General features: G+C 60.0%; 12 protein-coding genes. 1 reads left to right on the top strand and 11 read right to left on the bottom strand.

What is annotated here, in order from left to right:
- Nucleotides 1-187: 187 nt before the first annotated feature.
- The 11 genes from HMPREF2526_RS06400 to ruvC all read right to left on the bottom strand — a co-directional run bounded on the left by HMPREF2526_RS06400 (nucleotide 188) and on the right by ruvC (nucleotide 13,627).
- Nucleotides 188-745, bottom strand: a complete 558-nt coding sequence (locus HMPREF2526_RS06400) for a DUF421 domain-containing protein (protein WP_180963910.1) — start codon at nucleotides 743-745, stop codon at nucleotides 188-190.
- 101 nt (nucleotides 746-846) lie between these two features.
- On the bottom strand, nucleotides 847-2,982 hold the full coding sequence (locus HMPREF2526_RS06395) for a bifunctional metallophosphatase/5'-nucleotidase (RefSeq protein WP_070546508.1): 2,136 nt from the start codon (nucleotides 2,980-2,982) through the stop codon (nucleotides 847-849).
- 194 nt (nucleotides 2,983-3,176) lie between these two features.
- Nucleotides 3,177-5,474: a RelA/SpoT family protein gene (locus HMPREF2526_RS06390; RefSeq protein WP_049154885.1), complete on the bottom strand. Its 2,298-nt coding sequence runs from the start codon at nucleotides 5,472-5,474 to the stop codon at nucleotides 3,177-3,179.
- Between the two features lie 34 nt (nucleotides 5,475-5,508).
- A complete protein-coding gene (locus tag HMPREF2526_RS06385) occupies nucleotides 5,509-6,063 on the bottom strand; it encodes an adenine phosphoribosyltransferase (RefSeq protein ID WP_046648146.1) in 555 nt (184 codons plus the stop codon).
- Nucleotides 6,060-7,670, bottom strand: coding sequence for an ABC transporter substrate-binding protein (locus HMPREF2526_RS06380; protein ID WP_080975073.1), 1,611 nt, complete (start codon nucleotides 7,668-7,670; stop codon nucleotides 6,060-6,062). Before HMPREF2526_RS06380 ends, HMPREF2526_RS06385 begins: the two co-directional genes overlap by 4 nt.
- A 3-nt stretch (nucleotides 7,671-7,673) precedes the next feature.
- Nucleotides 7,674-8,837, bottom strand: coding sequence for a protein translocase subunit SecF (gene secF / locus HMPREF2526_RS06375; protein ID WP_046648147.1), 1,164 nt, complete (start codon nucleotides 8,835-8,837; stop codon nucleotides 7,674-7,676).
- A 2-nt stretch (nucleotides 8,838-8,839) separates the two neighbouring features.
- Nucleotides 8,840-10,636, bottom strand: a complete 1,797-nt coding sequence (gene secD, locus HMPREF2526_RS06370) for a protein translocase subunit SecD (protein WP_158396681.1) — start codon at nucleotides 10,634-10,636, stop codon at nucleotides 8,840-8,842.
- Nucleotides 10,637-10,882: 246 nt separating this feature from the next.
- Nucleotides 10,883-11,215, bottom strand: a complete 333-nt coding sequence (gene yajC / locus HMPREF2526_RS06365) for a preprotein translocase subunit YajC (RefSeq protein WP_046648149.1) — start codon at nucleotides 11,213-11,215, stop codon at nucleotides 10,883-10,885.
- Nucleotides 11,216-11,266: 51 nt separating this feature from the next.
- The gene (ruvB, locus tag HMPREF2526_RS06360) at nucleotides 11,267-12,352 is read right to left on the bottom strand and encodes a Holliday junction branch migration DNA helicase RuvB (RefSeq protein ID WP_046648150.1); all 1,086 of its coding nucleotides are present in this window, start codon (nucleotides 12,350-12,352) and stop codon (nucleotides 11,267-11,269) included.
- A 15-nt stretch (nucleotides 12,353-12,367) separates the two neighbouring features.
- Nucleotides 12,368-12,976: a Holliday junction branch migration protein RuvA gene (ruvA, locus tag HMPREF2526_RS06355; protein ID WP_070546506.1), complete on the bottom strand. Its 609-nt coding sequence runs from the start codon at nucleotides 12,974-12,976 to the stop codon at nucleotides 12,368-12,370.
- A gap of 39 nt (nucleotides 12,977-13,015) precedes the next feature.
- Nucleotides 13,016-13,627, bottom strand: a complete 612-nt coding sequence (gene ruvC, locus HMPREF2526_RS06350; RefSeq protein ID WP_070513204.1) for a crossover junction endodeoxyribonuclease RuvC — start codon at nucleotides 13,625-13,627, stop codon at nucleotides 13,016-13,018.
- A gap of 140 nt (nucleotides 13,628-13,767) precedes the next feature.
- On the opposite strand from ruvC, the gene HMPREF2526_RS06345 reads away from it, so the two are divergent.
- Nucleotides 13,768-14,163, top strand: coding sequence for a nitroreductase family protein (locus tag HMPREF2526_RS06345; RefSeq protein WP_246819872.1), 396 nt, complete (start codon nucleotides 13,768-13,770; stop codon nucleotides 14,161-14,163).
- The last annotated feature ends 1 nt before the right edge of the window (nucleotide 14,164 follow it).

The following is a 14,164-nucleotide window of genomic DNA, read 5'->3' as shown; positions in this document are numbered from 1 at the left end:
AGCTGTATAGATGCATTCACCACCTGAGCCCGCCCCGGGGATCGGGCTATGTTTTCGTCACGTAGGGCAGTCTGGTCCCCACCCCATGAGGCTCGCGCTCTCGTGTGGAATGGAGAAAGGTATCTCGGCACGTCCTTCAGGACTCCAACCCTCACAGTGGTTAGCAGGTCTAACAGCTGGCGAGAATCTATTCGCTATCCTTTTGCGAGTCTTCTTCGACTTCTTCGATGCGCTCGGCGCCGAGGATATCCTTAAACACTGAAGCGTCGACAAGCTGGCCACGGCGGATGACCGAAATCTGACCAGTCGGTTCCAGAATCATAAGCTGGACGTCGCTACGCCGTCCGAGCCCCGCCTTGCGCACAGCGGAATTGATATCCCTCTCGGTGATGTGCGCAAAATGCATGTTGTCCTCTTGCAGTTCCCCCTTGTACACCAAAAGGACCGGTTTTCGGTCAATGAACCTCGACCACCTCACCAGCTGTCTGAAGGTGCCGAAAGCGGCCTCCAACAACATGAGCGTAAACAGTCCGATGATGCCGGCGGCAAGCGTGGGCGGGTTGCCTACGATGACGCGTCCCGAAACCGCACCAAACATAATGATGATGACAGCATCTGAGGCCGTGATAGACGTCAGCACCCGACTACCGAAAAGCTTGACCAAGAGCATGAAAGCCAAGTAGATGCCCAGCGTTGCGAACATCACCACCGGGATGCGGTGAGGCTCGATGCCGAGCTGATACATTGCCTCGCGTCCAAATAGCCTCAGTGTATCCACAGCTTCCCACCATACCTTCCGCATGCGAAAAGCCCGCACCTCAGTGCGGGCTTTAGGAACGAGACTGACTAGATGTTGAACTGCTTGCGCAACTGCTCAATCATCTGCTGTACCGGAGCCGGTAGCGCGCCTGCCGGCAGGTTAATAGCGCCAATCACAGCGGCAATGGCAGCGGCAATCGCTACGGTGATCCCCACGCCCAGGCCAACGGAGGACGCTACATCCTTGTTGGAGCCGTTATCCTTCGGATCCTTCGGGTTCTCTGGGTCCTTCGGGTCCTCGTCGTTACCCGCGCCCTCAAGGGTGATAGGCAGGACAGCCTTAGTACCAGCATCCGTGGTGATGGACAGCTTCTGCTCGCCCTCTAGGCCCTCCGGGATGGTGAGCTTGACGGTTGCGCGGCCACGCTCGCCAAACTGCTCATCACCCGGCTGTGCTGCGTTATCAATGCCTGCCTCAGCCTTAGCGTCACCCAGTGCAACGGTGACCTTCTTAGCCTGCGGCTCCTCAGCGTTGGAGTAGTTCAGGGAAGACAGGTCAATGGTAATCTCGCTGCCCGGCTTCAGGTCCCCCTCAATGTGAGCACCGATCTGACCCTGGCCGGTGCGGACCTTGGACTCTCCGGACGCAATGTAGTCAATCATCGCCTGGGTGTCCATGTGGCCAACGTCATTGCGGTTCTTGATGGAACCGGGCTCGAAGAAGCCATCGCCGCCTGCTTCCGTATCGCTGGATGCGAGGAAGGAGGACAGAGCAATGCTGTAATTCTTGTTCGGGTCAATCGGTTCACCGTTAATGGTGACGGACTTAACACGCTTGCCTTGCTCAGCCTTCTGGTCGTAGACAACGGTGACATTGTTGGACAGGCCTAGAGCCAGACGTGGGCGGGACTGGCCAGGCTTCCACTGGTTTTCCAGTGCGGTGATGAAGTCAGCTCCGCTGACCTCAGCGGTAATCACGGAGTTTCCGAAAGGCTGAACAGCAAAGATGTCCTGGTATGTAACGTCACCTTCCTTGAGGTCGGCGCGCACACCGCCCGCGTTCATGACGCCAATTTCGATGTCCTTGCCCGCCGGCTTGGCTAGAGCGTAGCGCTGACCTTCCGCAATGAAGTTGTTAAGGGTGGACTCCACACCGCGGTTGGAACCGGTGTCCTTGCCCTCATCGGAGCCGCGGTACATGGCCTTCTCGGTGGTACCAGCAGTCTTGGCACCCTCAATCTCCGCTACTTTCTTTGCTTCCTCGACGACCTTAGCTACCTCGGGGTCGTCTTCGAGGCCCTGCAGCTGGGCGAAGACCTCTGCGTCGGCCACGTCGTACTGCTTGAGATCAATCTTGGTGATCCTCTTCTCGGCCTTGTCGAAGGTGATGTCGGCGTCGTTAAGCACCTTGCCGTACTCGTAGCCCTGTGCCCAGTACAGCGGCAATGCGCCCTCACGGGCAACCTCGCCCTGGGTCTTGACGTGAGTATCACCGCCAAAGAGGATGTCCACATCCTTGTTGAAGCCCTCAGCGAACTGCTGAGCATCCTCGTGCATGAGCGCCACAACAACCTCGGCCTCGCCGGATTCCTTCAGTCGGCTGGCTTCCTTATTGGTGGCCTCGACCGGGTCGGAGAACTCGACGCCCGGGATGGACGCAGCAGACACCTTGTACTTGGTGTTCTCAGTGACGGTACCAACGAAGCCCACCTTCACGCCGTCTACCTCCTTGACGAAGGAAGCATCGAGCAAGGGCTTGCCATCCTTGGTGACGTTGGCGCCCAGGATCGGGAAGTTGGACTGGTCCTTGATACGGCCCATAAGATCCTTATCGCCCTTGTCGAACTCGTGGTTGCCCACGGCCGTGACATCGAGATTCATAGCATTGAGGGCCTCGTTGGTGTACTTGTCCTCAGAAATCGCAGACACGAAAGCGGAACCGCCAACGTTATCACCGGAGGAGGTCAAGGCGTACTCCTGGTCCTTGTTGACGGCCTTGATGAGCGCAGCCATGCGAGCAGCACCCATCTCGGAGTAACCAACCAGTTCCTCGGTTTCCTTATCAAAGTTTTCGGCCAGCTCAAGGTGGCCGTGGAAGTCGGTGAAGTTGGTGACGGAGATGGTCACCTGGTCGGCCTCAGCGGCGAAGGCAGGTGCGCCGGAGACGGCAACGGCGGTAACGGTGGTGGCGGCCAACAGCTGGCCAAAGCGGCGGAAATTCACGTGGTACTCCTGAAGATGAGAGGAATCTTGTCCACGCGTTTATAACGCATCCATCACGGTTGCGCAGGGCTCGCTAACGCCTCCACCTGCACGTTTACTTAGCGTCTTCCCCGTTTTCATCCCAGCGCAACCCAGTGTTCAACCACACACCCCCGGTTGAGGGGGCGGTGGTTTAGCCGTGGGCTTCAGTTCGCCTAGGCGGTGACGCGGTAGACGTCGAAGACGCCCTCGGTGTTGCGCAGCGTCGTCATGAGCTGCCCCAGCTGCTTGGTATCGGACACCGAGAAGGTAAAGCGCACGGTCGCAATGTGGTCATCGCCGCGGTTGGACGTCATCGACAAAACGTTGAGGCTCTGCTCGCTGAAGATACGAGTCAGCTCAAAGAGCAGGCCCTGGCGGTCGATGGCCTCAAGTTGCAGTGTCGCAGAGAAAGCGCCGGAAGACTTCGGCCCACCGGCCCACTCCACCTGCATCATGCGCTCCGGCTCGGACTTCAGCTTTTCAGCGTTGGTGCAGTCAGCACGGTGCACAGACACCCCACCGCCGCGGGTAACGAAGCCAAAGATGGCGTCTCCTGGCACGGGCTGGCAGCACTTCGCCAACTTGGCCATGACGTCTGGGCTTCCCTCCACCAGAATGCCGGTGCCGGATGCGGAATCCTTCGTATGCTGCGCGCGGGAGTTCTCCAGCTCACTCAGCGGGGTGCGCGAAGCCAAGGCATCGACAGCGTCATCTTGATCCCCAAAGAGAGCCATGAGCTGATTAGCAACGTGCTGCGCCGATACGTGGCCCGCGCCGATAGCGGTGTACAACGCATCCACGTCGGGATAGTGCAGCTGCTCGGCCACCTGCTTCATCGAGCTGGCGGTGAACAAGCGGTGCATGGGCAAACCACCGCGCTGAACCTCAGCGGCCAGGGCATCGCGCCCGGCTTCAAGATGCTCCTCACGGCGCTCTTTGGCAAACCACTGCCGCACCTTCGTCTTCGCCCGGGGCGACACCAAGAACTCCTGCCAATCCCGCGACGGTCCTGCGTTCGGATCCTTCGAAGTGAAAATTTCCACCTTGTCGCCGGACTTGAGTTCAGACTCTAGGGCCACGAGTTTGCCATTGACCTTGGCGCCGATACACCTGTGCCCCACCTCGGTGTGCACAGCGTAGGCAAAGTCAACGGGGGTGGAACCGGCAGGCAGGTTAACCACGTCGCCCTTCGGGGTAAACGCAAAGATCTGCTTGGCGGTCAGGTCATAGCGCAAGGAGTCGAGGAACTCGTTGGGATCTGCTGCTTCCTTTTGCCAATCCAGCAGCTGGCGCATCCACGCCATCTGGTCGACTTCTTCCTGGTGGCCGGAATTCTTGCCCTTAGTTTCCTTGTAGCGCCAATGCGCCGCCACGCCGAACTCAGCGTTGTAGTGCATCTCGTGCGTGCGCACTTGCACTTCAAGAGTGGAGCCACCGGCCGCAATCACGGTGGTGTGCAAGGACTGGTACACGCCGAAGCGCGGCGAAGAAATGTAATCCTTAAAGCGCCCTGGAAGAGCCTGGTACAGCGAGTGCACCACGCCGATGGCTGCGTAGCAGGAGTTGATGTCATCGACAAGAATACGGATGCCCACAAGATCGAAGATTTCCGCAAAGTCACGGCCGCGCACGATCATCTTCTGGTAAATCGACCAGTAATGCTTCGGGCGGCCCATCACCTCAGCCTCGATGCCGTTGGCCTTCAGCGCCTGGCTAACCTGAGCCTTGATCTCTTTGAGCGCTCGATCGCGCGAGGGCGCACGGTCGGCCACCATGCGTACGATTTCGTCATACTTCTTCGGGTACAGGATGGCAAAGGCCAAATCCTCAAGCTCCCATTTGACGCTGGCCATTCCGAGGCGGTGAGCCAGCGGCGCGATGACGTCGAGAGTCTGGCGTGCCTTCTTAGCCTGCTTTTCCGGCGGGAGGAAGCGCATCGTGCGCATGTTGTGGAGACGGTCGCACACCTTGATAACCAACACGCGCGGATCAGTAGCCATTGCCACAATCATCTTGCGGATCGTTTCCGCTTCCGCAGCGGCGCCGAGTGCAACCTTGTCGAGCTTCGTAACACCATCGACGAGTCGGGCCACCTCAGGACCAAAATCACGAGTCAGATCCTCGAGCGAGTAGTCGGTATCCTCCACCGTGTCATGCAGCAACGCTGCTGCGACGGTCGTGGTGTCCATACCTATCTCCGCGGCGATGGTGGCTACCGCCAGCGGGTGCGTGATGTATGGCTCACCGGACTTGCGGAAAACGCCTTCGTGCAGACGCTGTGCCGTGGTGTAGGCGTTATTGAGTAGTTCCGCGTCGGCCTTCGGATGAAATTCCCGGTGAATGGACATCAGCGGGTCGAGCGCCGGATTGATCTTTACTCTGCCGCCCGTCAGCGAACGAGCCAGGCGGGCGGACATGCCGCGGACGCCGCCTGGCCGCCATGCAGTCTTGTCCTGCTTTTCAGTCGTCATGTCTGCCTCCGCGAAGTAGCTTAGGCATACAACCTTAGTCCTTTGTCCCCATCTGGTTGAGCACAATCAGCGGAGAACCTTCCAGGCGCTCGCGGCCCTCCAGTCCCTGAACCTCCAGAACCACGACATTGCCCACGACCTCTGCTCCTGCGGACTCCAGGAGCAAGGTGGCGCCGTGGAGAGTGCCGCCGGTGGCGAGGACGTCGTCGACAAGCACAATGCGCTTGCCCTTGATGTCGATGCCGCTGTTAGGGATTTCCAGCGCGGCGGTACCGTATTCCAGCTCGTACTCCTGGGTCAGCACCGGTGGCGGCAGCTTGCCTTTCTTGCGAATGGCCAAAATACCTACCCCCAACTTGTACGCTACGGCTGAACCCAGCAGGAATCCGCGCGCATCGAGGCCGCCGATCATGTCAGCACCGAGCTCCTTGCACGCCTCAGCCAAGCCATCGACAACGGCGGCGAAGGATTCAGCATCGGCCAACACCGGAGTCAGGTCCTCGAAAAGGATTCCTTCCTCCGGGAAATCCGGGACAAGGCGCACCTTGTCTTTCAGGGCTTGTGCTGCTGCGACGTAAATCTCGCTCACGACTCTTCCTTTGTTTCGGTTGCTTCATTTCGGGTATAGCCCCAGCGGTCGAGATTCCACCCGATACCCGCAGGGCCAGTGTAGGGCACCACGCCAGTCACAGCGCGATCAACGATGAAGGTTCGGGGCTGCGCGGCAATGGGAATAGACGGCAGCTCCTCCCAAAGCTCTTGTTCCAGTGTGCGTAAAGCCGCAGCGTTCTTCACACTGGCAGCGGGCGCGGAATACTCCCGCATCGGGTCGACGGCTCCAAGGTAGACGTCGATCTCCGGCAACCCCGTCGAGGGGTCGGCGTCCAGTTGGGCACGGGATACACGATCCCCCGAACGATCCTCCACCGTAATCCCGGCTGGTTCGCAGGCTGCGCGTAGCTCCTCCACCATCGCTTTATAGCGCGGGTTAGGTGCCAGGTATCCGACGCCGACCGTATAGCCAGCGAGGCCGGAAGCAGTGGCGGTGTCTACAGGGACTGTGGTGAGCGACGCCATTTGTGATGCCACCGAATCACTGGTGCTCACTGTCCGCACGGAGACGGCGGGTACCTCCACGCCGGATTCCTTTGCGGAAACTTCTGCCATGCGTTGTGCATCGACGCAGGCAGCGAAAGCGGCGCGTGCCCACGGCTGCGCGAAGGTGCCGGCTTCGGAGAAAACCAAAGTATCGGTCATGCCTCCCGCAACGGAGTTAACGTCGACCGGTTTTCCTTCTGCGTCCCGATTCAGCCACGACGGTGCCGCGGTAGGTGACTCGGCCACGCGCAACTCGTCCGAGGCCACAAATGCAGCCGCATCCGCCGTGTTCGGCAGCATGACGATCTCCTTCAGCGACGGCTTGTCGCCGTAGTAGTTGTCGTTGGCGGTGAGTACGATGGCGCCGTCGTCCTCGACGCGATCAATGCTGTAAGGACCAAAGGAAATCTGTAGCTCGGGATCGAAACGGCCTGGTTCGGTAGAAAACCCCTCGCGCCACGCCTCCGCCACAGGCTGCAAGGTCGTCACGTCGTAGGCGTGAAGCGCCGCGTTGAGCTCCTCCATGCTGAGCTCTGCTCGCTTAGCTAACGCGTGGGCGGGCACCACCGTGCCCGGCCCAAACAGGTAGCGCCAGCGCGAACCAGCATCTGGGTTAAACCAGACGGTGAACTTCTTACTATGCGGTGCACACTCCATCTCGGCTATGTCTTCCGCCAACGGGAGGTGGGAGCCAAAGGTCTCGCTCAACTGCCCGGCGATATACGCCAAAAGGTAGTCATCACATGTGACAGGTTCTCCGTCGGCAAAGCGTGCCTGCTCCGTGAGCGTGAAGTCCACACGAGCGCCGACGCCCTCGCTCTCGGCCGGAACGTACTCAGCATCTGCCAGATCCGAGTTCGGAACCATCTGCCCAGCCGGGCCTGGCACGTACAACGCAGGGAACACGCGGCTGGCAAGCTGCGCGGCGCCCGCAGCTTCGCCCCAGTCAGAAGCCGCATTGCTGGTGGCGATGCGGGCGTCGCTCAGTACTGCGAAGCGCGGCGGCGGGACATCCTTGCCTGCCCTGTCCTCCTTCGCTCCACACGCAGAAACGGTAAGAGCAACAGCGAGCAGTGCCGCAACTGATGAGGCGCGCACGATTTAGCGCCCAGGACGCCAGGACGCGCCACCGGACTCCTCGCCGCGCGGCTTCGTTGCGGGCTCGGAGGCCGTGGATGGGGAAACTGCTGCCGGGGATACCACAGTGCGCGCAGGCTTCGGTGAATCATCGTCGGCGTCGTCTGCGTCCCCGCCTTCCGCCCGATAAGCGGCGACCTCAGCGTTATGCTTCTTGACGCTCTTGCGCTGGTTCGACAATGTCACCAGCAGCGTCGTTGCGAGGAAGATGGAAGAAAAGACGCCTTCGATAACGCCGATGAACTGGACCAGAGCCAGATCGCGCAGGGTACCGATACCCATCAACCACACAGCGACGACGAACAAGGCGATAATCGGCAGCGCGGAAATGACCGAGGTAGAGATAGAACGCATCACGGTCTGGTTGATGGCCAGGTTGGTGAGATCGGCATAGGTCTTCTTACGCTGGCCCTCCAGCCCACTCGTATTTTCATCTACCTTGTCAAAGACAATGACGGAGTCGTAGAGGGAGAAAGTAAGCACAGTCAGCAGGCCGATAATGACCGCCGGTGAAACCTCAATTCCAAAGAGGGCGTAGATACCAGAGATGAAAACACCGTCAAAGATAAGGGCGAGGATAGCGGCAAAGGCCATATCACGCTGCAGGCGAACCGCCACGTAGATAGTGGCGAGCACCAGGAAGACCGCCATGGCGATGACCATTCGCTTGGTAATCGAGGCACCCCACGATTCCGATACCGTCGAGGAACCGATCGCGTCCGGGCTGGGCTTGCCGTTTTCATCCTTGACGTGGAACTCTTCGAAGATGGCCTGGCGTGCCCGATTCACCTGATCCTGGGACAGGCGCTCGGAGGTGATTTCCAATGTCTCCGAGGAACCGGCGCCCACAATCTGCACCAGCTCCGGTGTGACACCGGTGGCATCCTTGAAGGTTTCCTCTACCTGCTCGGTGCTGAGGTCTCCCGCCGGCATGTTGAGCTTCGTACCGCCTTCAAAGTCAAGGGACAAGTTAAAGCCGCGGAGCGCAATGGCCAAAATGGACGCGATGAGCAGCACGCCGGCGATGGTGTACCAGGTTTTGGCCCGGCCCACGAAGTCGAATCCGCTGCCGTCCACGTAGAGACGGTCAAAGCGGGAAATCTTGCGGTTAGTGGTTTCGACAGCCATGTTTACTTCTCCTCATCCGCAGCGGTAGCAACGGGGTTCTTGGCCGGTTTGGCATAAAAGCCGCGTTCACGGCGCTCCTCCACAAGGTTGTAGATGCCACCAAGGCCATTCATGGATGGTTTAGCGAAGGCCGGGCGGCTGCCGAGGAGCTGCATGAGCGGTGCCATGATCAGGAAGGATACGACGAGGTCGAAGATCGTGGTCAGCCCCATGGTGAAGGCAAATCCCTTGACCGCACCGATGGACAGGAAGTAGACCACGACGGAACCGATCAGGGTAACTGCCTTACCCGTGACGATCGTTGCACGGGAGCGTTCCCAACCCGTGCGGGTAGCGGAGCGGAATGTGCGGCCGCCCAAGAGCTCATCCTTCATGCGCTCGTAGTAGACCACGAATGAGTCAGCCGTGGCGCCGATACCGATGACCAAGCCCGCCATGCCAGACAGGTCCAGCGAGTAGCCAATCCACCGGCCCAACAGAACCAGAGCGCCATAGAGCAGGACACAGGTGGCGATGAGCACCAGCAAGGCCACGGCGGACAGTGCGCGGAAGTAGTAGATGGAATACAGGGAGACCAAAATCAGGCCGACAATACCCGCAATAAGCGCTGCCTCAAGAGCTGCCTTACCCAGTGACGGAGGCACGGTTTCCACCGTTCCGCCCGGCTCGCCGTTAGCGCCCGTAAAGGACAACGGGAGCGCACCGTAGCGGAGGTTGTTGGCCAAGTTCTGGGCTTCTTCCTGCGTGAAATCACCCGTGATGGACGTGGCAGAACCCACCGGAGTCGCACCCTGGATAACCGGTGCGGAAATAACGGCGGAGTCAAGAGTGATGGCCACCTGCTTCTGCAGGTACTCCTGCGTCAGGGTGGACCACGTCTGAGAGCCGTTGGGGCCGTCGCCAGTCTTGAATGCGAAGCTGATCTCCATCTGGCCGGTTTGGCCGTTGAGACCGCCCTGAATTGGGGATTGGGTATCGATTTCGTTACCGGTCAGGCGGGTACCGTGTGGATCCTCAATGCCATCCAGCAGCGGAGCCGGCATCAGGATATAGGGCTGCTGGTTCGAGTAGTCACACGCCACGAGCGGCTTTGCCGGATCGTCCGTGCCGGCCAGCGGATCGGAATCGGCATCGCACCGCATCAGGCCCAGGGCCGCGGTTTGAACGGTGGGATCCTCGGACTGACGGTCCTTGAGAAGAACCTCGTTAACCTGGTCGCGACGTTCGGTTTCTTCCAGAGAGTTTGCTGGGTCCGGAAGCGGCTTTTCGCTCACGGTCGGGGCCGGAGACTTCTTCGCGTCCTTGTTTTCTTCCTTCTTATCCTCACCCTGGGCAGCATCGGCGCTCTGGTTAAGCGCGTCGTGGATAGAGGCCAGTGCGTCATTCGCCTGCTCCGGTGCCACGACGCCGAACTTGACCCAGCGGTTCGCCATATCCGTCATGGTCTTTTCAAGCTTGTCCAAGTCCGGCATCGGCTGTTCACCCACTGGGCGGAACAGCAGCTGCGAGGTTTGGCCTACAGCCTGCGCCTGGGAAGCGTCTTCGCCCGGCACCGTAATGACCAGGCTAGAGCCGCTGATAACGACCTCAGAGCCGGAGACGCCCATACCGTTGACACGCTGCTCCAGGATGTTGCGTGCCTGCTGCAGCTGATCCTGGGTGGGGTCTTCGCCCTGCGGAACGAGGGTTACTCGCGTACCGCCCTGCAAATCAATGCCGAGCTTGGGAGTCGGCGATTTATCGCCGGTTAGGAAGATAAGGGCGTAAACCACAATGACGATGAGCACAAAGAGCGCCATTGCTCGTCTGGGCCATTGCCGTTGACGGCTGCTAACGCCACCACGTTTCGAAGCGGACACAAAGATCTCCTGTGTTGTGAGGAACAGGGCTAAAAATCATGGGTCATGGCAGCCACTGCCACGCACGTGCTGAGTGTCGCGGCGCCACCATGACTAAAGCACAGTCCATCATCGTACGTCATGGACCGGCATAATCCTTAACAGGTTTAAGGTGAGGCACCCGCAGTGTGACGAGTGCAACTTGTTTTAGAGCTTCGGAAAGCGTTCGTCCTCACCCTCCTCCGGCTCAGCCGCTGCTTCGTTCTGGGAAGCAATCGGCTCCGCGGAGCGCACGATGGCCATGGTGTCGAAGGTCATCACCGTGCCGTCCTTGACTCGCAAATCAACCTGTTCACCGCGGGCCTCCACCACGGTTCCGTGCAGGCCACCGGCCGTAATCACGTCTAAGCCTGGGCGCAACGAGGACTGGAGCTCCTTCATCTGCGCTTGGCGCTTGCGCTGCGCGCGCATGGACATGAAGCTCGGCAAAATGACGAGGACGGCGAGAACAAGGAGAAGAATAAGTTGGGTTCCGTTCATAAAAGGCCAGTGTGCCAGACCTGCCCGCCTCCCGGCCAATTGCCGGGACGATTAGAAGAGTGTCCCGCCGACAGTTCCTTCGGGCGCCTCAAGGCCCAGGTGCTGCCAGGCCGCTGCCGTGGCAACACGGCCACGCCCGGTGCGGGAGATCATTCCGGCGCGCACGAGGTAGGGTTCGCAGACCTCCTCGACGGTTGACGGTTCCTCGCCCACCGCAATAGCCAACGTATTAACCCCCACGGGTCCACCGCCGTGTCCCTTAATGAGGGCCTCGAGCACCGCGCGGTCAAGACGGTCCAGCCCACGTTCATCAACGTCGAAGACCCGAAGCGCTGCCTGGGCAGCTGCCACATTAATGTGCCCATCTCCGTTGACCTCGGCATAGTCGCGCACACGACGCAACAGCCGGTTAGCAATACGCGGCGTCCCGCGCGATCGGGAGCCGATCTCCACCGCGGCATCCTGGTCGATATCAACCTCCAAGATTCGCGCTGCTCGGGTAATCACTCGGGTGAGGTCCTCGGTATCGTAATACTCCATCTGCGCGGTGAAACCGAAGCGGTCACGCAACGGACCAGTCAGCATGCCCGCGCGCGTCGTCGCTCCCACCAGAGTAAAAGGTGGGATTTCCAGCGGGATGGAGGTCGCCCCAGGGCCTTTGCCCACGATGACATCGATGCGGAAATCCTCCATTGCCATGTAGAGCATTTCTTCCGCGGGACGGGCGATGCGGTGAATTTCGTCGATGAAGAGCACGTCACCTTCCATGAGATTCGACAGCATCGCGGCCAAGTCTCCGGCCCGCTCCAGTGCGGGGCCGGACGTCATGCGCAGGGAACTTCCCAGTTCTTGAGCGATAATCATCGCCATCGTGGTCTTGCCCAGCCCAGGCGGGCCGGAGAGCAACACGTGATCCGGGGTGACACCACGGTTTTTCGCGCCATTGAGCACGAGCGATAGCTGTTCGCGCACCTTGGGCTGGCCGATGAATTCATCGAGGGATTTCGGGCGCAGTGAGCGCTCAATATCGTGCTCGCCTTGTTGCTCTGTGGCGTCCACATCCTGGTTACGCTGCGGAGGCGAGGTTAAATCCATCCCCTCCGGCAGCTTAAACTCAGTGCGTTCTACATCTGACATGTCGTCCACTCTCCCCTATTTTTTGGCCCCGAGTTGGTTGAGGGCTGCTCGCAGCACCACCGGCGTCGCCGCATCGGGCTGCTCAGCCACTACCGATTCCACCACCGGACGAGCCATCTTGTCCGTAAAGCCCAGCCCAATGAGCGCCTCAACGACATCCTCCACCACGTGGCCGGCAGCCGCAGGGGCGGAGGCCGCAGGATCAGCACCGTCCGTGGGCGCAAACGCCTGCACCTTGTCCTTGAGTTCTAGGATCAAGCGCTGCGCTACGCGCTTTCCTACCCCCGGAATCTTCTGCAGCCGTGCAGCCTCCTCCCCCGCGATTGCTTGGGCTAAATCACCTGCGCTCATCACGGACAACGCGGCCAGCGCCAGTTTGGGCCCCAACCCAGAGACCGTCTGGAGGACGTGAAACATGTCGCGGTCATCCTGGCTGGTGAACCCGTACAGCGTCATCGAATCTTCTTTCACCACGAGCGTGGTCATGACTCGGGCTTCCTCACCACGCTGGAGCGTGCCCAGCGTGGCTGGGGTGGCCAGCACCTTGTATCCCACGCCGGCGCATTCGAGCACGGCATGGTCAAGCTGGATGTCGAGGACAGTTCCGCGCAAAGATGCAATCATTACTTAGGTTCCTTGGTTCGAGTGGATGTACCACATAGCTTAAGAGGACGTCTTCGCCGCCCGAGAGACGGACGCGGTGCGTGGTGAGGTGCCGCGCACACCGCTCGTTCGTGCCCCAGCCCCCACGCCAGCACTCGGATCACCCCCGCTCATCCATGCCAGGGCCGGCGCACGCCAGCAGTGGCAGACGGCAAGGGCCAAGGCATCCGCAGCGTCCGCTGGCTTAGGCGACTCGCTGAGCCCCAGAATTCGGGTGATCATGGCGGTCATCTGCTTCTTATCAGCGCGCCCGTTGCCCGACACCGCCTTCTTCACCTCCGAAGGGGTGTACATGTGTACTGGGATGTCGCGCTCTGCGGCTGCAAGCACCAAGACCCCGACTGCGTGCGCGGTCTGCATCACGGTTGACACCTGACCGCGTTCGAATACGCGCTCGAGCGCCACGACATCCGGCTTATAGTCATCCATCCATTCCCGGACCGCGACTGACAGCCGCTTAAGGCGCTCTCCCAGATCCTTGTCACTGGGCGTACGGACGACGCCCACGGCGATGGGAATGACCGCGCGCCCACGTCCGGCTTGGACAACAGACAGGCCACAACGCGTCAGACCGGGATCAATACCCATGACACGCAACCCCTCCAAGTTCACGGCTGCCTCCTCGCCCTTTTTATTCTCACCCTATACAACCACTCGTTTATCTAGAAACAGTGTACACACATGTGTTCTAGTGCAGGCAGTCCCCCGAGCCGAATACACTCCCTCAGATTGTGGGGCGTAGAGTGGCGCGCATGTCTCAACATCCTAATGGCTTTTCTGAGTTCATTCGTTCCCGCCATTCCGCGCGCGCGTTCCTTCCGGACCCCATCCCCGCAGAGGTTATAGAACAGGTGCTGATCGACGCCCAATCCGCCCCCTCCAACTCCAATACCCAACCCTGGAATGTGCACCTGGTTGGCGGTACGGCATTGCAGGACTTGAGCGCCGCTCTCATTGCTGAGTTCGATAAGAATGGAATCAACCCGGACTTCACGATTGACTACGGTCAGGGCGTCCACCCGCAGCGCTCGCAGGCGTTAGCAGCCAAGATGTACGGTCTCCTCGGTATTGCGCGCGAGGATAAGGAAGCGCGCACGGAATTTGTCCGTGAGAACCTTGGACCTGACCCCTGTTTGGTAGACACCTGAT

Origin of the sequence: Corynebacterium sp. HMSC070E08, from assembly GCF_001808895.1 — a bacterium.
Classification (GTDB): Bacteria; Actinomycetota; Actinomycetes; order Mycobacteriales; family Mycobacteriaceae; genus Corynebacterium; species Corynebacterium hiratae.
Note: the sequence above shows the minus strand (reverse complement) of the source record. Positions and strands in the feature narration are given on the sequence as shown.